Here is a 22,561-nt window from a genome sequence, read left to right as displayed (position 1 = left end):
TCGCCTCAGAGCAGAGCCTCGAGCTTGCGGCGGAGCTTCTTGCCGTTCGACGCGACGGGTAGCTCGTCGACCCACAGAACCCTGGAGACGGGCACCCCGGCGACGCGCATCAGCTCGGTCGTCGCGGACCGGGCCACCGCCTGTTCATCGATCGGAGGTTCATCCCCGTCCGATTGCCCGGCACCGGTCGCATCGTCGGCCTTACGATCGGTCGGGGTCCGCCTGGCCAAGAACACGGCGATCTCCTCTTCGCCCGTGGCTGGGTTGCTCCGGCCGAGAACGGCAACATCGCGGTCAAGCACATTCTCCAGCACGGCTTCCAAATCAGCCGAATAGTAATTCCGGCCGTTGACGAAGATGATGTCCTTCTTCCGGCCGAGGACGAACAACTCGCCGTCGCGGAGAATGCCCATGTCCCCCGTTGCGAACGCCCCATCATCGGTGAGCTCGTGCTCCACGATCCCCTCTGCTGTGATCGCGGCGCGGGTCATCGGAGCGCCGGCGATGTGGATTTCACCGACGGTGCCGTCGCCGAGGACCCCGCCCCCGTCATCGCGGATGGTCAAGGAAATCCCCGGGACGGCCTTGCCCAAGGCGACGAACTCAGCTCCGGACTCGCTCTCGATGTCCTCGAAACGCTGCCCCGTGGCGATGCCCGTCCGGTCAAGTCGCACCGTGGACAGACCCGAGTAGATGTCCCGGGTCGTGACCAGCAGGCAAGCTTCGGACATTCCGTAGGCGGAGGTCAGGGCATCCTCCCGGAGGCCCATGGCGGACATCGCCGCGAGGAACTTCCGGGCCAATGGAGCGTCGATGGGCTCAGAACCGCTCATCAGCTTCTGGACGTTGGAGAAGTCGTAACCGTGGTCATCCCCGAGGGGCCGGCGCTCGAGATGGCGCAGGAAATGCTTGAACGCGAAGTTCGGGCACACTGTCACCGTCGGCCGGTGCCTGGTCACGGCCTCGAACCACCTCGGGGGATCGGCGACTACCTCGGAAACCGGCAGCAACACCTGGTCGTACCCACGAAAAAGGGCGTAGACGTGGAAGCCGATCAGCGAAAGGTTGTGGGTCAAAGGCAGCCACGTGAGCATCTTGTTCTCGTACCGGTGCGCGTGGCGTGGGATCGTCGCGCGCAGACCGTTCAGCACGGACTCGTTGGTTACGATGACGCCCTTTGGCGATCCCGTGGAGCCGGACGAAAACTGGATGAGGGCTTCGCCTGCCGTCCCACCTCGCACCGGGAACGCGGGGACCGCCCCGGCGCCATCCCCGGAATTCACGTCACCCGCCTGAGAGAAGTCCGATTCAGCATCACCCGGCATCGCCGCATCCGGTTCCGCGGCAGCGTCATTGACGATGGACACGTCGAGCAGCCGGTCCTCGCCCACGACCACGGCACCGTTTGCGCCGGTGAGCAGCGTGTAACTGCGTTCGTCGACCAGGATCGGGGCCCCGGGCATCATGTCCGAGAGCGTCCGCACCCTGTCGACGTCAACCGGGCCCGACACCGGCGGCGCAAGCGCCGGAACCGCGCCGGCGTAGACGCAGCCCCAGAACGCCCGGATGAGCCCGCGGTTCTCCGAAACCTGGAAGATCACGCGATCGCCGGGGCCGATGCCGGCTTCGGCCAACCGAGTCGCAGCCGCCACCGCCTCCGCATGGACCCGGCCATACGGGACGAAGACGTCCCGCCGATTCTCGACGAAGGTGATCCCCTTTTTCGTCTCATCAGCTTTGTCCCGTAGCACGTCGCTGATGGTCCGGATCGTGTTCATTGGTACCTCTTTCGGTTGTCGGCGCCATGCCGGTGCCGGGCGGACCGGGCCCGCATGGCGTGACCCGGAGGATGTGTCTGAAGGGTTGAAAGGGTGAAGCACCTGGGTGGGGCGCGTCTCCGCACAAGCCCGGAAATGCTCACCCGCCGGTTCCAGGCGCCCGTCAAGTCACTGCGGACACCAGGGCGGCGACGAAGACCGCAGCGGACGCTGCGGCCGCGAACCCGTCACGCACTCGCCAGGGGTAATCGGTGCGGAAGGTGCGCCGCGGATGGCGGCCGAAGTTGCGCATCGCCAGGGTCAGGGACAGCTTTTCGGCGCAGCGCACGGCGCTGACGAACAGGGGAAAGGCGATGCGCGCGGGCGTCGTCGCGCGGATGAAGCCGGAGCGGAAAGACTGCCCCGGTCGCATTGAGCGCAATCTAATCGCCCATGTCAGATGGGGGATTTCGCTGCGCAGGAACGCCGCGATGCTCACCCCGGAAATCGCTATGGTGCACCATGTGTAGGGCACCCGGAGGCGTTGCACCATGGCGTCGAAAAGCTCCTCGACGCGCATGCACGCGGAGACCAGGACCGTCCCCGCGAACACGGCCGTCAGCAGCAGTCCGTGATGGATGCCGTGGCGGCCGGCCTCCGCCGCATCCCCACCTCCGTAGAACTCGGAGCGCCACCCGAGCAGGCCGAAGAACACCCCGATTAACAGGACGAGAAGGACCTTCCCCGCCGTCGCCCGAACGTCGCGTTCCGCGATCGCAGCGAGTGCGAGGAACGCGACCACCGTCAGGGCGAGAACGGCGTCTCCGCCGTAGAGCAGCCCGGCGACGAGGACGAGCATCACCGCCGCGACAATCGTGATGGCGTTCAACCCCGCGCGCCTTCGAGCGGCGGATCCACTGGTCCAGGGGCTTTCGTCCAAGGACGTCCGTGCGCCGGCCGCGGGCAGTGCACGATCCCGCCGGGACGACTCCGGGGAAGCCGGCACGTCGGCTGCGGGACCGGACCAGGCGACCTTCCCTTCGGCGACGATGCTCGCCCGATCCGCCCACGTTCGCGCGGCACGGCGGTCGTGGCACGTGAACACAACGGTTCCGCCGGCCCCGGCGTATTCCGCTAGGGCATCCAGTACGATGCGCGAGCTCGGCGAATCCAGGTGCGCCAACGGCTCGTCGAGAAGCAGCAAACGGCGATTGGCCGCCACCGCCAGGAAGATGCCCAACCGTCTTTTCTGTCCGCCCGACAGGACGAACGGCGAGACGGGGTCAAGTGCCCGGGGGCACAGGGCTTCCCGCAGTTTCCGCAGCTCATCGGCGCCGAGTGGTCCGTGCGGGTCCGTGCCGGCCAGCGCGGAGTCGATTTCCGCGGCGACGGTCGCGCGGGTGAACTGGTGCTCGGGGTTCTGGAACGCCAACGACGCGAAGGCGTCGGGCACGCGCCGGGCGGACGCGCCGTCAATCCGGAGGTCCGCTCCCGCCGTCATCTGGCCCGACAGCACCGCCAGCAAGGTGGACTTACCGGCTCCGTTGGCACCGACTAGGGCATGAATCTCGCCCCGTTCCAGTGTCAGATCGGCCCCGTTCAGGATCCTCTCCCCGCCTCGGGCCACGTGGGTTCCGGTCAAGGCCAGCAGTGGAACGGCATCCGCCTCCGATTCCGGATCGGGACGGTCCGGCGCCCCCGTGCCCGGCGTACTGGCGTCCGGCGTTCCGGCGGTCGCGGCCGTCGTCGCAATGCCCTTCACCGCGATGCCATCCGGCGCTCCGTGGGCGGCGACGCTCCCGTCCGCATCGAGGACCGTCACCGTGTCGACCCACCCGTCGAACGGGCGGAGGTCGTGCTCGATGAGCAGGATAACGCGCCCCGGGGCCCGCAAATCACGGATGGCGGCGAACAGCGACCGGCGACCGTCCTCGTCGACGTGGGCCGCGGGCTCGTCGAAGATCATGACCTCCGGCGCCCTGGCCACCGCACCGGCGATGGCCATCCGCTGGCGTTGCCCGCCCGACAAAGCCCACGGATCCTTCTCCGCGAGCTCTGACAGCCCGACCTCCGATAGAGCCTCGGCTGATCGCTTGGCGACGATACCGGCTTCCACGAGGGAAAACTCGAGGGCCATGGCCACGTCATCGACGACTCGGAGCGTGAGCACCTGCGTCGCCGGGTCTTGCCCGACGAAGGTGACCCGGTCCCCGTCCACGGGGCGTTCGGTGCCGTCGGCATCGATGATGTGCACGAATCCGGCATGGTCGATGGGGATGTGCGAGGGGATCAGTCCAGCGATGAGGTGGGCCAGGCTCGTCTTTCCGCATCCCACGGGCCCCGTGATGGCGTTGATCGTGCCGAAATCGAAGGAGAGATCCACCATGTCGGGTGCCCATCGCCCATCGGCGTGCCGCACACCTGCACCACTAACCCGTAACCGGGCCGGGGCCGTCCCGCGTGTCGCACCGGCGCACGCGGGTGCTCCGCCGGTCACCGGGTGACCCCGCGGCTGCGAAGCCCCTTTGCGACGGCAAAGCCCAGGACCAAAAACACCAAGCTCGATGCCAAGGCTACGGCGAAGCTGATCAGGGTCATGGGCGTGGTCGGCGAGTCGACGCCGACTGCGCGCGGGGCCATCGTTCCCATCAGCGCGGAGAACAACATCGCCGAGGCCACGAACTGGGGACGCGTCCACCGCCGGTACAGGGTGACCATGAACGGAAGCTCGATGAGCAATCCTTCCATAATCAGCGCCCCGATTGCGGCGACGCCGAACGGGGTGGTCGCCGCGGACACGACGCCCATGGCAAGGCACGCGATGAGGCTCGCGCCAAGCTTGCGGACGACGATGAGGGGAACAACGCACTGCAGGAACCACAACCCGAGCGTCGCCGCGACGAGATAAACGTGGGCGATGCCGGCAAACACCTGCAGGTAGGTCAGGGGCACGATGATGAGAGACCCCGCAACGCCGATCGCGGCGGCGACGAGCATGTCGCGGGTGGATGGTCGGCCACCCGCTGCGACCGGTGCGACGTGCACCAACCGCCCGTCATCCGTCTGCGACGCCACCGCGTCCCCGGCTCCCCCTCCGGAGAGGGGTTCTCCGGTCGATCCACGTTTTCCGTTCATCGTCGCCGCCTCGCTTCCGTTGCCGATTCCCGATCGGGAACACCACCTGAAACAGTATTAGGTTAGGCAATGCTTATCGCCTTACGCCAGGCTCAATTTACTGAAATTACCCCCGCCCCCCCCCGAACGAAAAACCGCCTTCCCAGCGTGCTCACAGAGATTCGCCCCGTACTCGAGCGCGTCTTTGCAGGCGAGATTCTCTCCCGCACGCTGGTGCTGGACTCGCTCATCCACTACGAAGGTCCGACAAAACTGGCCGCCGCAGGTCGAGGCCGGGTCCTGAAGTGGATGCGCAACCGCGCCAAGAAGGCCCCTGCTGCCCTGGTTGACGCATTTTTCGCCGCCCTTGCCGAGCGAACTGTCACGGTACCCGGCACTGCGGCAGCAGAATTGGTCATTCCCCAGCTGGCGGCGAACATCAAAGCGCTTCAAGCACAGCGCGACACGATTGCCGGACAAGTCGAGGAGATGCTTGAATCGTTCCCTCTTGCCCAGGTCTTGATGTCGATGCCCGGCGTAGGCATCAAGACCGCCTCTAACATCGTGTTGTCCATCGGCGATTGCCAGGACTTCGCCGACGCCGCGCACTTGGCCGCTTACGCCGGCATCACGCCGACCACCCGGCAGTCGGGTACGTCGGTCCGCGGCGAGTTTCCCACCAGGGCCGGCAATAAACAGTTGTAAAACGCGATGTTTCAATCGGCGTGGATCGCGTCGAACTGCCATCCTGCATCGCGCGACTACTACCTGCGTAAACGGGCTGAAGGACAGAAGCACAATGCCGCGGTGATATGGCTTGCCCGGAGCCGCTGCAACGACATCTATGCCCTGTTGACTCGGCGTGAGTTCTTCCGAGAAATCCCTGCTAGAACCATCGCCACGGCTGCGTAGACCGCTGCGCTGATCACCGCCGGCCCGCACGATGCGGCCCGGCGATCAGTCATGGCTACACCCCTCCCATACGATGTACGTGAAAGTCCCGCCTGACTATTGACAATCCACATAGGGCCCCACGCGGATCGGGACCGAGTGGCGGCCGTCACCTAGACGCCGAACAGGGCCACTTCCGCCGAGCCGTATTCGACGATCCCGAAATCACTTTCCCGGATCTTCATCCCCCGCCGGTGCTCGATGTCGCCGGAGGCCCGGAACTGGAGGCCGAAAACCAGATCCTCGTCGCCCAGTTCCGGCAGGTTCACAATCCTCACCAACTCGAACGGCTCATACGCGGAATCCAGGTCGTCGTCGATGGACAGGAAAATCTCTCCGCCCCCCGTCCGGCACGTCGACGAGCGCCTCGAAGCCCTCCCCATCGCCTCAACCCCCGTGGTTTAGGAGGGGGAAGAGGGCGTTCGAGGGCTCAACAGCTCAAGCCCAGGACCGCCGACTTACAGCTCGTCGATGTGCTTGCGCTTCGGGTAGACGCGAGGACGAGCGCCTGCGATCTCCTCAGCAATGCGGATGACCTGGTTGGAGTAACCGAACTCGTTGTCGTACCAGACGTAGAGCACCAGGTGCTTACCGTTGGCGATGGTAGCCAGACCATCGACGATGCCAGCATGGGTGGAGCCGACGAAGTCGGTGGAAACCACTTCTGGGGAGTGGATGTAGTCAATCTGCTGGCGCAGGACGGACTTGAGGGAAACCTCACGCAGGTAGTTGTTGACCTCGTCGCGGTCGACCTCAGTGTCCAGGGTCAGGTTCAGCACCGCCGTGGAAACGTCCGGGGTGGGAACGCGGATGGCGTTACCGGTCAGCTTGCCCTCGAACTCCGGCAGAGCCTTGGCGACGGCCTTTGCGGCACCGGTCTCGGTGAGAACCATGTTCAGGGTGGCTGCGCGGCCACGGCGAGAACCCTTGTGGAAGTTGTCGATCAAGTTCTGGTCGTTGGTGAAGGAGTGAACAGTCTCGACGTGACCGAACTCGACACCCCACTTGTCATTGACGACCTTCAGCACCGGGGTGATGCCGTTGGTAGTACACGAGGCTGCCGACAAAATGTTGTCAGATTCCTCGATGATGTTGTGGTTGATTCCGTAGACGATGTTCTTCACATCGCCCTTGCCCGGCGCGGTAAGAAGAACCTTGGAAACACCCTTGGACTGAAGGTGCTGCGACAGTCCCTCGCGGTCGCGCCAACGACCGGTGTTGTCAATGACAATCGCATCGTTAATGTCGTAGGCGGTGTAGTCAACAGTTGCCGGGTCATTGGAGTAAATGACCTGAATCGGGGTGCCATTTGCCCAAATAATGTTGTTTTCGCGGTCAACCGAGATGGTGCCGTCGAATGCACCGTGGACGGAGTCACGGCGCAGCAGCGAAGCACGCTTGACGATGTCGTCCTCACCATTCTGGCGAACCACAATTGCGCGCAAGCGCGGGCCGTTGAACAGTGCCTCGCGAGCCAGCAGAATGCGAGCCAGCAGGCGGCCGATGCGGCCGAAACCGTAGAGGACAATGTCGGTCTTCGGAGTTTGTGTCCCGGCACCGATGACGTCAGCAAGCTCACGCTCGAGGAATGCGCGCAGCTCGCCGCCTTCCTCTTCGAAGCTGGTAGCCAGGGCACCCAGGTCGATGGAGGCGGTGCCGAGATCCATCTTCACCAGTTCCTGCAGGATCGGCAGGGTCTGGCTCAAGGGCAGCTCCTGCGAGGTGATGCGACGGGCGTAGCGGTGCGACTTAATGATGCCGGTCTCGGTAACGTTTTCCAGTCGGCGGCCGAAGATTGAAGTCACGACATCGTTGTTGCGACGCAGTTGCCCCAGGAGGGGGATCATCTGCTCTGCAAGGCTGATGCGCTCATTCCAGTCATTGCGCTTGATGGGGGCCGAATCCGACATAAATCCTCCTGGCTTAAATGAATATGAGTTCCCCCTCAAAATACCCCGCACACGCTATTCACCGGCTATCGCCCTCAACTGGGTACCCCGTATTGTGGCCCAGCTTTCACCCAATCGGGGGAGGCGCTGGGAGGCGACCTGAGGAAGAAAAGTGAACCCTACTTACCCGTTAGAATTAAAGCCATGACGGAACCCCTGGATATCCAGCAGCAATCTCCCGCCCAGCCGCCATACCGCCTTGTAGTCACGGATATGGACGGGACTCTATTAAATGAAGACAAGGAAATCCCGGATTCCTTTTGGCCGGTAGTCACCGAACTGCTCGACCGCGGTGTCCACTTCGCTCCCGCATCGGGCCGCCAGTACGCCACTCTGGCCGACCAGTTCGCCCCCATTGCACACCGCATCCCAATCATTGCGGAAAACGGCAACTATGTCGCGGATGCGGGCGAGGTGGTCTCGGTTACCAGCATCGACCACGACATCGTCACCCAGTTGGTACACGCGATCCGCCAGTTCAACGACAACCGCGTGGCAGCGGGGCGCACTCCTCTATCGGTTATCATCTGCGGCGCTGCCAGCGCATACGTGGAGTTTTTCCCGCCGCATTTCAATATTCCGGAGGAAGTTCAGCAGCTGCAATTCAACGAGGCCGCCAAGTACTATTTGAAGCTGCAGAAGGTCGATGATGTCATCGCCGCTGCCGCCGAGGACGGCATCGTCAAAATTGCCGCCTTTGATCCTTACTCCGTCGAAGACGAATCCGCCGATTACTTGCGTTCCCAGAGCCCGCACCTGCGCGCGGTAGTCTCCGGTGCACATTGGGTCGACCTCATCGACGCCAACACCAACAAGGGCACGGCACTCGCCGCCCTGCAGGAGGCCCTCGGTGTCTCTCCTGCCGAAACTGTCTGCTTTGTTGACTACCTGAATGACCTCGAGCTCATCGACCACGCAAGCCGTTCGTTTGCCATGTCCAACGGTCACCCGGAAATCAAACGCCGCGCCACCGACATCGCACCATCGAACGCGGAGGAAGGCGTCATCACGACGCTGCGCGAACTGTTCAACCTCTAACTGCAATTGACCCCTTACCCCACTGGAGCGGTAAGTTAGAAAGGTTGAACCCGATTCCCTTATTCCGATTTTCTTTTTAAGGAAAGCGTAGTTTCCCTGTGACCACTCTCGCCGAAGAAGCCGCACGCCGCCGCACATTCGCCGTCATCGCACACCCGGATGCCGGTAAGTCCACGCTCACCGAGGCGCTGGCGCTGCATGCTCATGTCATTAACGAGGCCGGTGCTGTCCACGGCAAGGCCGGCCGTAAGTCGACTGTGTCCGACTGGATGGACATGGAGAAGGATCGCGGCATCTCGATTGCCTCTTCCGCGCTGCAGTTCGAGTACCAGCCAGAGGGGCACGACGGCGAGCCGTACATGATCAATCTCGTCGATACGCCTGGTCACGCTGATTTCTCCGAGGACACCTACCGTGTGCTCACCGCTGTCGACGCCGCTGTCATGCTTGTCGACGGTGCCAAGGGTCTCGAGCCTCAGACGTTGAAGCTGTTCCGGGTTTGTAAGTCCAACGGAATTCCCATCGTCACCGTCATCAACAAGTGGGACCGCCCGGGTAAGGCTCCCCTGGAATTGATGGATGAGATTGTCGCGGAGATTGGACTGCAACCGACTCCGCTGTACTGGCCAGTTGGTGAGGCCGGCGACTTCCGCGGTCTGCTGGAGCGTGGTGAGGACGGCGAAGCCAAGCAGTTCATCGGCTTCGAGCGCACTGCCGGTGGCGCCACTATTGCCGCTGAGCGTCACCTCACCCCAGATGAGGCCGCCGCAGAGCAGGGCGACGCCTGGGAGACGGCAGCCGAGGAGTCCGAGCTGCTCTCCGCCGATAGCGCTGACCACGACCAGGAGATGTACCTCGCTGGCGATACCTCTCCGGTGATTTTCGCCTCCGCCATGCTGAACTGGGGTGTCCACCAGATCCTGGACACTCTCTGCGAGCTGGCTCCGGCACCTGGTGCCCGCGAGTCCGACCCGGCTGCCGTTGCCGCTGCGGCGGCTGGCGGCCAGGGGGCTATCGTCGAAAAGCGCGAGCCGACGGATGATTTTTCGGGCGTCGTGTTCAAGGTGCAGGCGGGTATGGATACGCACCACCGCGACAAGCTGGCATTCATGCGCGTTGTCTCTGGCGAGTTTGACCGCGGCATGCAGGTCACGCATGCGCAGTCGGGACGTAGTTTCTCCACAAAGTATGCTTTGACCGTTTTCGGCCGGACACGTTCGACCGTGGAGACGGCTTACCCGGGCGACATTGTCGGCCTGGTCAATGCGGGTTCACTGGCACCGGGTGACACGATCTACGAGGGCCGCAAGGTTCAATTCAAGCCGATGCCGCAGTTCGCGCCCGAGCACTTCCGCACTCTGCGCGCCAAGAGCCTGGGCAAGTACAAGCAGTTCCGCAAAGCTGTCGATCAGCTCGATGCCGAGGGCGTGGTGCAGATTCTGCGCAACGATGCCCGCGGCGATGCCGCCCCGGTGATGGCCGCGGTCGGCCCGATGCAGTTCGAGGTCATGATGGCACGCATGGAAAACGAGTACAACGTCGAGACCATCGCCGAGCCCATCCCCTACTCCGTCGCCCGCCGCACGGACGAAGAGACCGCGACTGAGCTGGCAAAGCAGCGCGGCGTGGAGATCTTCACGCGTTCCGACGGCGCCCTCATCGCCCTCTTCGGCGACAAGTGGAAGCTGTCCTTCATTGAGAAGGAGCACCCGGAGTTCACGCTCGAGACGCTGGTCGCGGACTAGAGTTTTAAGGAGATTTCACCAACATTGAGCCAAACGGTTGAGCTTCCTCCACAACCAAGTGCATGGCAACTTTTTACTGCCTTCCACTCCCGTGCACAGAGATGGCCAGGCGCCCTCCGCGCAGCACTCGCGCTATTCCTGCCGGGTGCCGTGGCACTTCTCACCGGACACGGCTCGGAAATGCTCCTTATCGCCGCTGGTGGGTGCGTGGTCATCTATGGCGAAGGCCACCCCTACCGCAGTCGTCTGCGCGTGATGGCCATCGCCGGGCTATGCCTGATCGCCGGAGTTATGTCCGGCAGTTTTGTCGGATCAGTGGTCCACAGTGAGATCGCTTCCGGCGGCAGCAATCTATGGCTGCTGCTCATCGCACTTTTTACCACGGCGTTGGCCACCATCGGCGCTTTTATTCAAAACGCACTGCGCCTGCCACCGCCGGGTTCATTCTTCATTGTGATGGTCTCCGGCGGCACAACAATGGTCGCCCGCCTTGGCTTCAACCCGGTGGAAACCGCCATGTGGGCTACCGTTGGTGTGCTTTCCGCGATAGTCATCGGAATGGCACCGCGGCTGTGGAATCCGCACGGCCCCGAGATGGCAGCTGTCGAATCCCTTGAATCAGCCATCGATGCGATGGAAAAGTCAGACTCGACATCGTTCGCCGTTCATCACCAGGCGCAAACTGCACTGACCGACGCATGGGAATCGCTTGCCGACGCAGGCATCATCCGTGGCAGCAAAATCGTCAAGCCCTCCCACACGGAACTGGTCAACCGTGTCATTGCTGCTCATCAGCGTCTGATTGCTATCCGCACACGCTTGGGCGTGCACGGCAGCGCTGTGGACATCGTGGACACGCCTAACCTCTTCGACGAGACGCAGACAACCATTCCACTCGCGCGACCAAGCGTGAGTTACCGGATCTTCCGCTCTTTCGATCGCTATTCCCATGCGTCGATGACTGCGGCAAAGGTTGCTATTACCGGTGGCTTAGCTGGTCTCATTAGCGTGCTTGTCGGTCTCGACCGGCCTGACTGGGCGGTGGTCAGCGCATTGATGACTCTGCAGTGGGGTCCCGACCGCACCGCTGGTTCGATCCGAGGGATTCACCGCATGGTCGGCTCGATTATCGGCATTTTCCTCTATGCGCTGCTCTTTTCCTTTGGCCTGGACAGCTGGACGCTACTTATCGCGCTTGCAGCCTGCCAATTCGGCGCGGAGGTTCTCGTGGTGAAAAACTATGCGCTGACGACAATCGTCACCACTCCATTGGCGCTGCTGCTGGGCGGAAACGTCGCTGGCGAACTCGCACCGATTGTGACCGATCGTGTCTTGGAAGTCGGTATCGCCTGCGCGCTGGCTCTCGCTGTCCTGCACTTCTGGCCAACCGAGAGCATTGAAAAGCACTACCTGCGTCATATTCCGCGCTGCTATCGACAGATGGGCGCTCTTCTCGGCGCGCTGCTAACCGGTACTCCGAATCAGGCGCTCGATATTCGTCGAGATCTCCAGTACGAGCTGCTCAGTGAGCGCCAGGCCATCTCGTCTTTGGCCACCAACGACCCCGAAATCGCCACTCCACACTGGGATGGGCATCGTCGCATTCGCACAGCTGGCTATTTGTTGCTGGACTACTGTCGCACGCATCCGGATATCCGCCCCTCTCACGAGGAGATTTCCAAGCTCGCTGAGGTAGTCCAGGCAGCTAAAGCTGAGGAGCGCTAGTCCTCCGGCAGCGGGGGCTCCTTGCGCAGGTCGCGGGCTGTTGCCCGCCGTACCTCGCGCGGTTCCTCCTCCGAGCCCCGCGAACGGAACTTAGCCGCGATGTCCTTCAGCGAAGACGACAGCGGCGGCAGCTTCTCCAGCGCGTCACGGCCCGCGTCCCACGCGTCGGTAGCAATATTTTCCGCTTTCCGACGGAACTTGCGGACCTTCTCCTCACGCTGCCGCTTAGTCTCTGCCGCGTCATTTTGCCGCTCGCGCTCGCGTTCAAAGGCTGCGACATCGCGGGCCTCCGCGTCGGAAAGCCTCTTCGAGGCGTGTGCCGCGGCGTCCCACGACTCCTCCAGCGATTCCGCGAGGTGCAACATGGCATCGATGCGCTTTTCAACTTCGCGCAACTTCTCGCGGTAGCCCCGCTGAATGTCATAGCGGCGCATGATGCGGCGGGCACGAGTGGCCTCATTGCGCCAGGTGATGATTGCGCCCTCAGAAATCGACTCATCGACGACGAAACGCATCGTCCACGGGTCGACATCAGCGCTGGCCAGATTGTTGCGTACCCGCTCCTCGCGGTCGAGGACGTCCTGCACGAGACTGCGGGCACGCTCTTCGGCTTGATGGGCGCGGTTGGTACGGGAGTTATCTGGTCGGAAGCTCACCTGGACTATCCTACCGCTCGGCTGCTGCCAAAGCCGGTACTTGGTCGGTCGCGGAGCTCTTCTGCTGGTCATTGTCGCTCTGGTGCTCGAGGCGAACCCAGGAGACAAAGCCCCAAATAACGAAGCATCCGTAGAAGAGGTACAGCGCCGCCGACGGGTAGTAGCCACCCTTGAGCAGCAACGGCACTCCCACGGCATCAACGGCAATCCAAATTAGCCAGAATTCGTTCCACCCGCGGGCCATACCCCAGGTCGCCAACATCGAACCGACGAAAATCCAGGCATCGGCCCATGGCCCCCACGAGCCCAGCATCTCAAAGATATTGGCACAAATCACAGTGGCGAAGATAGCCACGGTAATCATCCCAATGCGTTCCGATGCCGTCGCCCACCGAGGCTCAATTGCGACCTCGTCACCGCTCTGATTGCGGCTCTTGACCCAGCTGAACCATCCGTAGAGACTGACGACGATAAACATGACCTGACGCCCCGCCTGGCCATAGAGATCAAGATTTTGCGGCGTGTGGAAAACTCCGCCGAGGAAGACGGTAAACAGCAAGGCATTTCCGATAATGCCGACCGGCCAAGCCCATACCTTCCGTTTCATACCTAGGAAGGCACACGCCAGGCCAAAGAGGTTACCGACAATTTCTCGAATCAAGATTGGTGCTCCCGCCACACTGAGCTGTGCAGTGAGGAAACCCACCAAAAAATCCGACACGTATTCCACGAATTATTCAACTCCTTCTCTTTCATCCGGACTATGACCGTCGGTTTCGGATTCCAACCGAAATCTGCTTGTCCCCTACCTGACGACCCTTCTGGCCACAGGTAGGGCGCTCGTGGACTTGTCTGCGTCAGCCGCAGCATCACCACCGGTGAGGAATTTCACCTCGCCCTGAGAATGCGAGTTCAACGTTAGCACTGTCGCCTTGCGCGCATGTGCATTTTATTCAATGAGGTTTCAATATGAGGTTCTAATACAGCCTCGACATAATTACGCATCTACAATGCGTAGTATGAGCCAAAAGCCCCGCCAACCACGTCCTCCCCGCCCCGCCCGCCGCTCCCATCACAAGCGCTCCGCTGGCTGGGTTCCGGACCAGCACGGCGCCTGGTTCATGGTCACCATTCCCCCGCTGACCGCTCTCGCCCTCACCCCCACAGGGACAGGCCTTGCCGTCACCGCGACCTGGCTGCTCGGCTACTTCGCATTCTTCGCCGTGAGCGTCTGGCTCCGCTCTCGTCGCCAACGCCGCCACCTCGCACCCGCCGCCACATACACCGCGCTCACTGCCGTCGCCGGCTGCATCACACTGCTTGCCGACGTTTCCCTCCTCACCTGGGTCGCCCTCATTGCCCCTCTTGCCGCTATCGCTATTTGGGAGACCTACCGCCGCCGACCGCGCTCACTTCTCTCTGGTGTCTCCACCGTTCTGGCCGCTAGCCTCATGGTGCCTATCATCGCCGGACCAACCCCGAAAGCTTGGGCAATTGCGGCTATCTACGCTGGATATTTCGTCGGCACCGTGCCCTATGTAAAAACTATGATTCGCAAGCGCGGCAACCGCCAGTGGCTCATTGGCTCGGTCACGTATCACGTTCTCATTACCGCCGTGGCCATCATCGGGTGGCTCCTCCTCCACGACCGGAACCTCATCAGCATCGGTGTGCCCATCGTCGCAATTGGGCTTCTCATCAGGTCTTTTGCCATGCCAATCTCCGGCGCTCGCCGCGCTCGGCCGTGGACTCCGAAACAGGTCGGAATTCTCGATGCCTTCTTTGGAGTCGCCGTCGTTCTGGCTGCGTGGTAAAAACGACGGCGGGGACATACTTTGGGGATTTTTGGGGAGGGGATGAAGTCTATGACTTCCACCAAACACGCAGTCAATCACGCAGTTTCCGTCTCAGACTTGGCCGCTAGCCTGAACTCGCGGCAGGCACCACAGTCGGGCTGGCGCAGCTGGGTTCATAAGGCCACCTGGGGCGCAATTTCACCGCGGGAATCATCGTCGGCACGCAAGCAACGCGAGCTGATAGAGCGGGTGCGACAGCCTATCTACGGTGACTACAACATCGCTGTTATCAGCGTGAAGGGCGGCGTTGGCAAGACGTCGACAACCATGTGCCTGGGCGCCACGCTTGCAAGCCTGCGCAGTGACCGAATCGTCGCGATCGACGCGAATCCGGACTTTGGCACCCTCGGCGCACGCGTCACCGCAGCCAATCCCGCATCTATTCGCGATCTGCTCCGAGCCCCGGATACGGACAAATACGCGCAGGTCCGTACATATACATCGCACACGCCATCGCGGCTGGAGGTTGTCGGCAGCGACCAAAATCCGACATCGACGATCGCGCTTTCCGACGGCGAATACTGCGCGGCCCTCGACATCCTTCGACGGCATTACAACGTGAGCCTGACTGACTGCGGTACCGGCCTGACGCAGCCCATCTCCGCTTCGATTCTGTCTGCGGCCAATTGTCTGGTGCTGGTCACCACGCCTGCACTGGACGGCGTGAAAAGCGCCTGGACGACATTGGACTGGCTTTCAGCGCACGGCTTCGAACGGTTGGTTTCTACCACTGTCGTGGTGGTCAACGAGCTAAATAAACAGGGACTGTCCACAGAGACCGTGCACGAGTTATTTGCCCAGCGCTGCCGTGCAGTGCAGGTCATCCCCTACGATCCGCATATCGCGAATGGTGCCAATATCGAGCTGGACAATCTCCAGCCCGCCACCACCCAGAGTTATCTCGAATTGGCGGCCATGATTGCCGATGATTTCGCGCCGACGACTGGCCGCCACAGCTTTGTCTAACGCATAGCCAGCTAACGAAGGTGCTGTCGAATCTCTTCGACATCAACTTCCTGCACGGTAGCGGGCTTAAAGGCGGCGTCGCGGTCCTTATCCACCAACACTGCCCGCACGCCTTCGGCAAAATTGGGGTGCTGACGCATGTAAGCGCCAAGCCTCATTTCCCGGTCTAGCGCCTCCTGCAAGGTGACCTCGTGGGCCGAGTTAGCCGCATAGAGTTCCACGGCCGCTACGAGACTTTCCGGGTTGGCGGGTGCCAGCAGGTCGCGAAAAGTCTCCACTGTTGACGATGCACAGGAGCCCGCCTCAGCGGCTTCGTTGAGAGCTCGCTCAATCTCCGCCCAGGTATCAGCCCCAAAGCAAGCCTCAATGCAGTCGCTCCACTCGGCCAACTGCGGATCCCCGAGCAGATCACGAGCCTCAGCTGAGTCCACATCGAGCGCATACTCCGCGAGCGCCGAATCAATTCCATCGCGGTCCAGAGCCGCAACAAACTCGTCCAGCTGCGCGGATGGCACCGCATGTGTCGCCCATCCAGACCACAGCATGTCCGCCGCAGTTAGGCGGTAACCGGTCAGCCCGGTAAACCTCGCGATTGCCGACGAGGGCCCTCCTAACCGCGTGTTCACATGCTGCGAAAAGTGGGTAATTCCAACGTCGGGAATAAAGCCGATTGCCATTTCTGGCATGGAAGCGCTGGCACGCTCGGTCACGATTCGGTGGGAGCCGTGCATGGAAACACCAAGGCCACCGCCCATAGCGATGCCATCAATAATCGCGATATATGGCTTGGACTGCGCGAATTCCGCAATCATCGCGTTCATCTCGTACTCATCCCGGAAAAACTCCTCCCCCTGCTCCGGAACGCCATCGAGCACAGCCTGCCGAACTGCGCGCACATCACCACCGGCACAAAACGCCTTGGGGTGACCGGATGAAACAACAATGTGGTCCACCGAGTCGTCGTCACGCCATGCGCGGAGCCCCTCGACGACCTCGGTGACCATATCCAAATCGAGCGAATTAAGTGCCTTCGGCCTATTCAGCCGAAGGTGACCAGATCGCCCGTGGACTTCTCGCAGCACCTTCGGCTCATCGACCTCGGTGCGTGCAGTGCCAGAACCGTTATCAGTAGCAGTCATGTCACCCAGTGTGACACAGATAACTAACCAGGGAAAGGTTCTGACGGGAAGGTTCTGCTGCGAAGGTTCTGACGACCAGAACCTCACTGAGACTAAGGAGCTACTTCTTCTTGCTCTTCTTGTCCTTTTTGCCCTTCTTGTGCTTCTTGCCCTTCTTATCGGACTTGCCTGCGCCCTTTACGCGGTCAGCCTCGAGATTGGCGGCAACGTCCGGCACATAGCGGAACTCCGTGCGCGGCGGACGCTCGTAGCTTCCCTCCGACTCCGGACGCTCCGGGATTTCCGGAACATCGCGGTGAATGCGCTCGTACGGAATGGTCGTCAACAGGTGGTTGATGACATTGATACGCGAACGCTTCTTATCCTCAGACTCAACCGTGAACCACGGTGCGGACGGGATATCGGTGTGGATGAACATCTCATCCTTTGCACGGGAGTAATCCTCCCAGCGGGTGATGGACTCCAAATCCATCGGCGAGAGCTTCCAGCGGCGCAGCGGATCCTCACGGCGGGACTTGAAGCGGGCAACCTGCTCCTCGTCCGACACAGAGAACCAGTACTTACGCAGGATAATGCCATCTTCGACCAGCAGACGCTCAAAAATCGGCGCCTGATGCAAGAAGCGACGGTACTCCTGGGAGGTGCAGAAGCCCATGACCCGCTCAACGCCGGCACGGTTGTACCAGGAGCGGTCGAAAATCACGATTTCACCAGCAGTCGGCAGCTTTTCGACGTACCGCTGGAAGTACCACTGACCCTGCTCACGGCTAGTTGGGGCCGGCAGAGCCTCAACACGGCAGGTACGGGGGTTCAGGTACTGCGTGATGCGCTTAATGGCCGACCCCTTGCCGGCAGCGTCACGCCCCTCCATCACGATGACAATTCGGGCACCGGTTTCTACTACCCACTGCTGCATTTCGACGAGCTCTGCCTGGAGCTTTTTAAGCTCGGCCTCATAAGCCTTCTTGTCGAGCTTCGGTGGGCGCTGGACGTCGTCATTATTCATAGTCCACAGTTTACCCGGCAGGGCGCGACGACCCTATTCGCCGGGTTTAACCGCGGGGCCTAATAGCTAACCTTTTTGCAACCCTAGTCGCGTGAGTAAAGACGCAGCGTGACCTGCGCAACAAGCCCAGCGAAGACCATGCCAATAACGACCACGATCGGCGCCACCACACCGATATCGCCGTTGGTCAGCGGCGCCAGGAGCTGTGCCTTGTACAGGTTACTCAGCGCCGGATCGATGACCGTCGCCTTGCCCAGGAACAGCGCACCAATGGCCAGCACACCACCAATCAGCGACGCAATCACAGCCTCGAGGACGAACGGCGCCTGCGTGAACCAACGGCTGGCACCGACCATGCGCATAATCTCAACTTCCTTACGACGCGAGAACGCCGCAATCTGCACCATGTTCGCAATCAGGAACACAGCGGCAACGGCCTGCACCGCAGCCAGCAGGAAGGTCGCATTTCGCACCGAATCCAAGTTCTGAGCTGCAGTACCGATCTCTTCATGCTGGTCAGTAACGTGGTCGACCTGTGGCAGCTCCCGAATCGGATCGAGCGGGCTGACATCGGTCGGATCGCTCAAACGCACCATCACGACAGCCGGCAGCGACTCCGGCGTCGCATTTTCCACGAGCACGGGGTCACTGTCCTTGAACATCTCCACGAAGTGGTCAAAGTTTTGCTGACGATTTCGGAAGGTCACCGAATCAATGCCGTCAGCCTCTTCAAGCTTGCCGACGACGTCAGCGCACTCCGGCGAGGAGCAAGTTTGGTCTTCGGCGGAGATTTGTTCATTCAGCTCAATCTGCACTTCTACTCGATCGAGATAGAGATCCTTCGTGCGGCTGGTCTGCTCAGTAACCAGGATGCCCGTCGCAAGCAGCGCCAACGACACCGCAGTCGTAATAATCATCGCGATGGTCATCGTGATGTTTCGGCCCAAGGAGGAGAAAGCCTCACCGAGGACAAAGCGAGTCTTCATAGGTCAGTAATACCTTTCGAATGAGTTCTTCTACCGATGGACTGTCTGCTAGTTGTTCAGGCCGTAAACACCCGTGGCGTCGTCACGCACGAGACGCCCCAGCTCCAGCTCCAGCACGCGGCGACGCATGGAGTCCACGGCATCGTTGTCGTGAGTCGACACAATAACGGTCGTGCCCATGCGATTGATGCGGTCAAGCAGGAGCATGATGTCACCGGAGGTGCTTGGGTCGAGGTTGCCGGTGGGCTCGTCGGCAAGCAAGATGAGCGGGCGGTTGACGAAGGCGCGAGCAATGGCGACGCGCTGCTGCTCACCACCAGACAACTCGTGCGGGTAGCGGTTTTCCTTGCCCGAGAGCCCGACCATTTCGAGCGTTTCCGGAACTGCCTTGTCGATTTTCGCCTTCGGCTTGCCAATTACCTGCAACGCGAACGCGACATTTTCGTACACCGTCTTCTTTGGCAGCAGGCGGAAGTCCTGGAAGACATACCCCACTTTTTGACGCAATTTAGGGATGTTGCGACGAGAAATCTTGGTTAGATCCTGGTCTGCAACCGTCAGTTTTCCTGAATCCACTTTCTCTTCACGCACCATAAGGCGCAGGAAGGTCGACTTACCAGAGCCCGACGGTCCAATGAGAAAGACAAACTCACCTTTATCTATGTGGACTGAAACGTCGTCGAGAGCTGGTCGGCTAGAAGTCGAGTAGGACTTGGTAACCCCGTCGAAAGTGATCATAAATAGACACTCTAATCACTTAAGCCACTCAAGTCACTCTGGAATGCGTGGAATTGGACGCTGGAATAGCGAGGCTGCGGCGCAAGGTGGCGTTGCCCCCCCCCGGAGCGCGCGACCACACAGAAGTGCACACTACGACAGAATTCGAAACCATTTTCCCCAAAAATCTTTAAATCCCCCTTTACTTCGCCTACCTGTTCGATTAAAATGAGCGATGAAAGATTAAACGCGAGGATTAAAAACACAGAATAACGTCGCCTAGCTGCTTAAAACTCGGAAAGTTAACACTCAAGGTTAGTCGAAAATATTTTCACTATCTCTTCCTTATTTCAACATTTCAACGTCCAGGCCTTATCTTTCAGGGGGATTCAACAATGGCCAGCGGGGAACATATACCACGGAAACGCACTTACGCTGCGGCGATGGAAGCAACAGCGCCACGCTTTCACCATGAGATTTCTCAAACAGCACCAGCACGTCTTGGAATTGACCGTAATCGAGCTGATCTGCAGCTTGCCCTTGCTTGTGTTCCGTCTTCTTCAACAAAAGATGTCGAAGATTACATCGCCAAAATCGCTCCAGCTCTTGGCATGTCGCGCGGGAGAACACTCCAGTACATCGATATCGGGATGCAGCTAGAGCGGCTCCCGCGGTTGAAAGAGCTTCTGCTCAAACGCGCACAGCTACCGCTTCCCCACATGCGGGTCATTGCCACAGCCATCCTCCCCTTGGATGACTCCTCTACTGTGAAATATTTCGAAGACCATCTCCTCGAACTGATCACGCCGAGAGTCAATGGTGTAGTTCTTCGCGGAGTTCGGAGTCTTCAACAGAATATTCAGCGATTTATTAATGAAGTCAGCCCGCTATTGCGCCCTAAAAATGAGTACGACCCGCCGATTACTTCGTTTCAAAAAGGCATCGAGCAAAAAGCTGGCGAATCTATAAAGTTCGAGTTAAAGAACAACCTCACTGAAGTCACCATGGAACTGATGCCTGAGCGGGCAATTGAGTTTCAGAAAGTCTTGGAAGAAATTACCGCTGATCAGGACTGCGACTTCGTCGAGGCTTTTTCACACCTTCTGCACGGGACTGCTCAGGTCACCGCCACATTGAATCTGTACTGCCCACTTACTCAAGACAAGCCGCAGGAGGCATGGATCGGCGGTCTGGGGTGGATCAACAAAATCGCCACTGAATCCTGGCTCGATCGAGTCACTAGCATCCGGCTACTAGCGGACGAGAAAACGGAAAAGTACTCGCCAACAGAGCGACAGCGTACTTACGTCCAAGGTAGAGACGGCACCTGCCGCTTTCCCGGATGCGATGTCGATGCAACGAAGTGCGACATCGACCACATTCAGCCGTATAACCACGAGAATCCCGAAGAAGGTGGCCAAACCGAAACGCCTAACCTCCATTGCCTATGCCGCCGTCACCACAATCTAAAAACGGCCGGTCTTTGGAATGTCGTGCGCGATATCGACGGCGTGGAGTACTGGACCTCCGTCACTGATCAAAGCACCGAAAAAGCTGCGCTTATCAGCACAGAATCAGGACCGCTCTCCGGCCACGGTCGCTACTCCTTCGACCTGCGCAAGACAAAGAAAGCACAGACACTCAAGGAGTACAACGAGCAGAGGTTGGAAAACCTCCGCGAATCACAGGAGCTGACAAATCAGGCTCGCGAAGAACTGGGAATGAACAAAAACAAGAGAAAATCAGAAGCCGACGAGCCCACCACACCGGAAGCACCGGAAACTCCCGAGACACCGGAAGCACCCGAAGACGAACCGCCGTTCTAGCGCTGCTCCCCTTCGGACTGCTGAGCCATGCGCCAGCGAATACCGGCCTCAATGAAACCGTCGAGGTCACCGTCGAGGACCGACTGCGGGTTGTTGACTTCGTATTCGGTACGCAGATCCTTCACCATCTGGTACGGGTGCAGCACATAGGAGCGCATCTGGTTACCCCACGAGGCATTGCCGCCTGCGCCGAGAGCGTCCAGCTCCGCGCGCTCTTCCTGGCGCTTCTTCTCCAGCAACTTCGCCTGCAGAACACGCATGGCAGATGCCTTGTTCTGGTGCTGCGACTTCTCGTTCTGACAGGTCACCACGATGCCGGTTGGGACGTGCGTAAGTCGGACCGCGGAGTCCGTGGTGTTCACCGACTGCCCACCTGGGCCGGAGGAGCGGTAGACGTCGATACGCAAATCTGACTCGGGGATGTCGATGTGATCCGTTTCCTCCACAACCGGCAGCACCTCAACCTCAGCGAAGGAAGTCTGGCGGCGCCCCTGGTTGTCGAAAGGACTAATACGAACCAGACGGTGCGCACCCTGCTCGACCGAGAGGGTGCCGTACATGTACTCGCCATGGACGACGAAAGTAGCGGACTTAATACCGGCCTCTTCAGCGTAGGACGTGTCGTAAACCTCGACCTTATGCCCATGCTTGTCGGCCCAGCGCAGGTACATACGCATGAGCATCTCGGCCCAGTCAGCGGCATCCACGCCACCGGCACCGGAGCGGATGTTGATGACCGCCTCGCGCTCGTCGTAAGGCCCCGAAAGCATCGTAGTGACCTCGAGGGATTCGATGTCGGCACGCAGCTCAGCGCGTTCGGCATCGGCCATCTCGACGGCGTCGGGGTCGCCCTCCTCTTCCGCGAGTTCGTACATCACAGAGAGATCGTCGAGGCGCCCGCGCAGCGAGTCGATCTTTTTCTTCTTCGCCTGCGCCTGCGATAGTGCGCTGGTGACCTGCTGCGCGTGGTCGGGGTCATCCCACAGCGACGGGTCGGCGGCCTGGGCTTCCAACTCCCTGATCCGGTCGGAAAGCTCGTCGACATCGACCACCTTCTCAATGGTGGTCAGCGTCGCGTCGAGTTCTTTGAGGTCAGCATTCAGATCCGGGTTCACGGGTACTACCTTAGC

General features: G+C 60.6%; 18 protein-coding genes, 2 pseudogenes and 1 riboswitch. Of the genes and pseudogenes, 7 read left to right on the top strand and 13 right to left on the bottom strand.

Annotated elements, in window-relative coordinates; genetic code table 11:
• Window positions 1-5 precede the first annotated feature (5 nt).
• The 4 genes and pseudogenes from QP978_RS08325 to QP978_RS08315 form a co-directional block, all read right to left on the bottom strand.
• A complete protein-coding gene (locus tag QP978_RS08325; RefSeq protein WP_284857055.1) occupies window positions 6-1,778 on the bottom strand; it encodes an AMP-binding protein in 1,773 nt (590 codons plus the stop codon).
• A gap of 163 nt (window positions 1,779-1,941) precedes the next feature.
• Window positions 1,942-3,723: an ATP-binding cassette domain-containing protein gene (locus QP978_RS08320; RefSeq protein WP_502870679.1), complete on the bottom strand. Its 1,782-nt coding sequence runs from the start codon at window positions 3,721-3,723 to the stop codon at window positions 1,942-1,944.
• Window positions 3,715-4,143: pseudogene (locus QP978_RS10900) on the bottom strand (ATP-binding cassette domain-containing protein); the annotation flags it as partial. The pseudogene QP978_RS10900 and the gene QP978_RS08320, both read right to left, overlap by 9 nt.
• 107 nt (window positions 4,144-4,250) lie before the next feature.
• Window positions 4,251-4,832, bottom strand: a complete 582-nt coding sequence (locus QP978_RS08315; protein ID WP_224783742.1) for an ECF transporter S component — start codon at window positions 4,830-4,832, stop codon at window positions 4,251-4,253.
• A 183-nt stretch (window positions 4,833-5,015) separates the two neighbouring features.
• Between QP978_RS08315 and QP978_RS08310 the strand changes: the two are divergent.
• Window positions 5,016-5,783 (top strand): annotated as a pseudogene (locus QP978_RS08310) (transposase); the annotation flags it as partial.
• 152 nt (window positions 5,784-5,935) lie between these two features.
• Here QP978_RS08310 and QP978_RS08300 read toward each other — a convergent pair.
• On the bottom strand, window positions 5,936-6,205 hold the full coding sequence (locus QP978_RS08300; RefSeq protein ID WP_088611626.1) for a hypothetical protein: 270 nt from the start codon (window positions 6,203-6,205) through the stop codon (window positions 5,936-5,938).
• A 75-nt stretch (window positions 6,206-6,280) separates the two neighbouring features.
• Window positions 6,281-7,732, bottom strand: coding sequence for a glyceraldehyde-3-phosphate dehydrogenase (locus tag QP978_RS08295; protein WP_284857052.1), 1,452 nt, complete (start codon window positions 7,730-7,732; stop codon window positions 6,281-6,283).
• A 183-nt stretch (window positions 7,733-7,915) separates the two neighbouring features.
• Between QP978_RS08295 and QP978_RS08290 the strand changes: the two genes are divergently transcribed.
• The 3 genes from QP978_RS08290 to QP978_RS08280 all read left to right on the top strand — a co-directional run bounded on the left by QP978_RS08290 (window position 7,916) and on the right by QP978_RS08280 (window position 12,279).
• A complete protein-coding gene (locus tag QP978_RS08290) occupies window positions 7,916-8,809 on the top strand; it encodes a Cof-type HAD-IIB family hydrolase (RefSeq protein ID WP_070437488.1) in 894 nt (297 codons plus the stop codon).
• A 98-nt stretch (window positions 8,810-8,907) separates the two neighbouring features.
• Window positions 8,908-10,554, top strand: a complete 1,647-nt coding sequence (locus tag QP978_RS08285) for a peptide chain release factor 3 (protein WP_070429652.1) — start codon at window positions 8,908-8,910, stop codon at window positions 10,552-10,554.
• 24 nt (window positions 10,555-10,578) lie between these two features.
• Window positions 10,579-12,279: an FUSC family protein gene (locus tag QP978_RS08280; protein WP_070429651.1), complete on the top strand. Its 1,701-nt coding sequence runs from the start codon at window positions 10,579-10,581 to the stop codon at window positions 12,277-12,279.
• On the opposite strand, the gene QP978_RS08275 is transcribed toward QP978_RS08280, so the two are convergent.
• Both QP978_RS08275 and pnuC read right to left on the bottom strand, forming a co-directional pair.
• Complete coding sequence (locus QP978_RS08275; RefSeq protein ID WP_016423226.1) at window positions 12,276-12,935, bottom strand: hypothetical protein; 660 nt, start codon at window positions 12,933-12,935, stop codon at window positions 12,276-12,278. The genes QP978_RS08280 and QP978_RS08275 overlap by 4 nt on opposite strands.
• 10 nt (window positions 12,936-12,945) lie before the next feature.
• Window positions 12,946-13,665, bottom strand: coding sequence for a nicotinamide riboside transporter PnuC (gene pnuC / locus QP978_RS08270; protein ID WP_049192843.1), 720 nt, complete (start codon window positions 13,663-13,665; stop codon window positions 12,946-12,948).
• A 10-nt stretch (window positions 13,666-13,675) separates the two neighbouring features.
• Window positions 13,676-13,845: riboswitch (FMN riboswitch) on the bottom strand.
• 109 nt (window positions 13,846-13,954) lie between these two features.
• Here pnuC and QP978_RS08265 point away from each other — a divergent pair.
• Both QP978_RS08265 and QP978_RS08260 read left to right on the top strand, forming a co-directional pair.
• Window positions 13,955-14,749 carry a YwiC-like family protein gene (locus QP978_RS08265; RefSeq protein ID WP_065421705.1) on the top strand — a complete coding sequence of 265 codons (795 nt, stop codon included), beginning with the start codon at window positions 13,955-13,957 and terminating at the stop codon, window positions 14,747-14,749.
• A 51-nt stretch (window positions 14,750-14,800) separates the two neighbouring features.
• The gene (locus QP978_RS08260; RefSeq protein WP_224433563.1) at window positions 14,801-15,757 is read left to right on the top strand and encodes a MinD/ParA family ATP-binding protein; all 957 of its coding nucleotides are present in this window, start codon (window positions 14,801-14,803) and stop codon (window positions 15,755-15,757) included.
• 11 nt (window positions 15,758-15,768) lie between these two features.
• Here QP978_RS08260 and QP978_RS08255 read toward each other — a convergent pair whose 3' ends face one another.
• The 4 genes from QP978_RS08255 to ftsE form a co-directional block, all read right to left on the bottom strand.
• Window positions 15,769-16,896: a 3-hydroxyisobutyryl-CoA hydrolase gene (locus QP978_RS08255; RefSeq protein ID WP_049192840.1), complete on the bottom strand. Its 1,128-nt coding sequence runs from the start codon at window positions 16,894-16,896 to the stop codon at window positions 15,769-15,771.
• A 100-nt stretch (window positions 16,897-16,996) separates the two neighbouring features.
• Entirely contained in the window at window positions 16,997-17,902 is a 906-nt protein-coding gene (gene ppk2, locus QP978_RS08250) for a polyphosphate kinase 2 (RefSeq protein ID WP_049172194.1), read from the bottom strand.
• Between the two features lie 83 nt (window positions 17,903-17,985).
• Entirely contained in the window at window positions 17,986-18,888 is a 903-nt protein-coding gene (gene ftsX, locus QP978_RS08245) for a permease-like cell division protein FtsX (RefSeq protein WP_016423232.1), read from the bottom strand.
• Between the two features lie 48 nt (window positions 18,889-18,936).
• Window positions 18,937-19,626 carry a cell division ATP-binding protein FtsE gene (ftsE, locus tag QP978_RS08240; RefSeq protein WP_016423233.1) on the bottom strand — a complete coding sequence of 230 codons (690 nt, stop codon included), beginning with the start codon at window positions 19,624-19,626 and terminating at the stop codon, window positions 18,937-18,939.
• A 422-nt stretch (window positions 19,627-20,048) separates the two neighbouring features.
• On the opposite strand from ftsE, the gene QP978_RS08235 reads away from it, so the two are divergent.
• Window positions 20,049-21,431, top strand: a complete 1,383-nt coding sequence (locus QP978_RS08235; protein ID WP_284857051.1) for an HNH endonuclease signature motif containing protein — start codon at window positions 20,049-20,051, stop codon at window positions 21,429-21,431.
• On the opposite strand, the gene prfB is transcribed toward QP978_RS08235, so the two are convergent.
• The gene (gene prfB / locus QP978_RS08230) at window positions 21,428-22,546 is read right to left on the bottom strand and encodes a peptide chain release factor 2 (protein WP_049189559.1); all 1,119 of its coding nucleotides are present in this window, start codon (window positions 22,544-22,546) and stop codon (window positions 21,428-21,430) included. The genes QP978_RS08235 and prfB overlap by 4 nt on opposite strands.
• Window positions 22,547-22,561: the final 15 nt, after the last annotated feature.

Source organism: Corynebacterium sp. MSK035, assembly GCF_030232615.1.
GTDB lineage: Bacteria > Actinomycetota > Actinomycetes > Mycobacteriales > Mycobacteriaceae > Corynebacterium > Corynebacterium jeikeium_D.
The sequence above is the reverse complement of the archived record's forward strand: the minus strand, read 5'-3'. Positions and strand labels throughout refer to the sequence as shown.

Bases quoted from the DNA above. Each gene is read 5' to 3' on its own strand.
- QP978_RS08320 (WP_502870679.1), bottom strand. From the start codon at position 3,723: ATGATCTTCGACGAGCCCGCGGCCCACGTCGACGAGGACGGTCGCCGG.
- QP978_RS08235 (WP_284857051.1), top strand. From the start codon at position 20,049: ATGGAAGCAACAGCGCCACGCTTTCACCATGAGATTTCTCAAACAGCA.
- QP978_RS08290 (WP_070437488.1), top strand. From the start codon at position 7,916: ATGACGGAACCCCTGGATATCCAGCAGCAATCTCCCGCCCAGCCGCCA.
- ftsX (WP_016423232.1), bottom strand. From the start codon at position 18,888: ATGAAGACTCGCTTTGTCCTCGGTGAGGCTTTCTCCTCCTTGGGCCGA.
- QP978_RS08255 (WP_049192840.1), bottom strand. From the start codon at position 16,896: ATGACTGCTACTGATAACGGTTCTGGCACTGCACGCACCGAGGTCGAT.
- QP978_RS08260 (WP_224433563.1), top strand. From the start codon at position 14,801: ATGACTTCCACCAAACACGCAGTCAATCACGCAGTTTCCGTCTCAGAC.
- ftsE (WP_016423233.1), bottom strand. From the start codon at position 19,626: ATGATCACTTTCGACGGGGTTACCAAGTCCTACTCGACTTCTAGCCGA.
- QP978_RS08265 (WP_065421705.1), top strand. From the start codon at position 13,955: ATGAGCCAAAAGCCCCGCCAACCACGTCCTCCCCGCCCCGCCCGCCGC.
- ppk2 (WP_049172194.1), bottom strand. From the start codon at position 17,902: ATGAATAATGACGACGTCCAGCGCCCACCGAAGCTCGACAAGAAGGCT.
- QP978_RS08295 (WP_284857052.1), bottom strand. From the start codon at position 7,732: ATGTCGGATTCGGCCCCCATCAAGCGCAATGACTGGAATGAGCGCATC.
- QP978_RS08300 (WP_088611626.1), bottom strand. From the start codon at position 6,205: ATGGGGAGGGCTTCGAGGCGCTCGTCGACGTGCCGGACGGGGGGCGGA.
- QP978_RS08325 (WP_284857055.1), bottom strand. From the start codon at position 1,778: ATGAACACGATCCGGACCATCAGCGACGTGCTACGGGACAAAGCTGAT.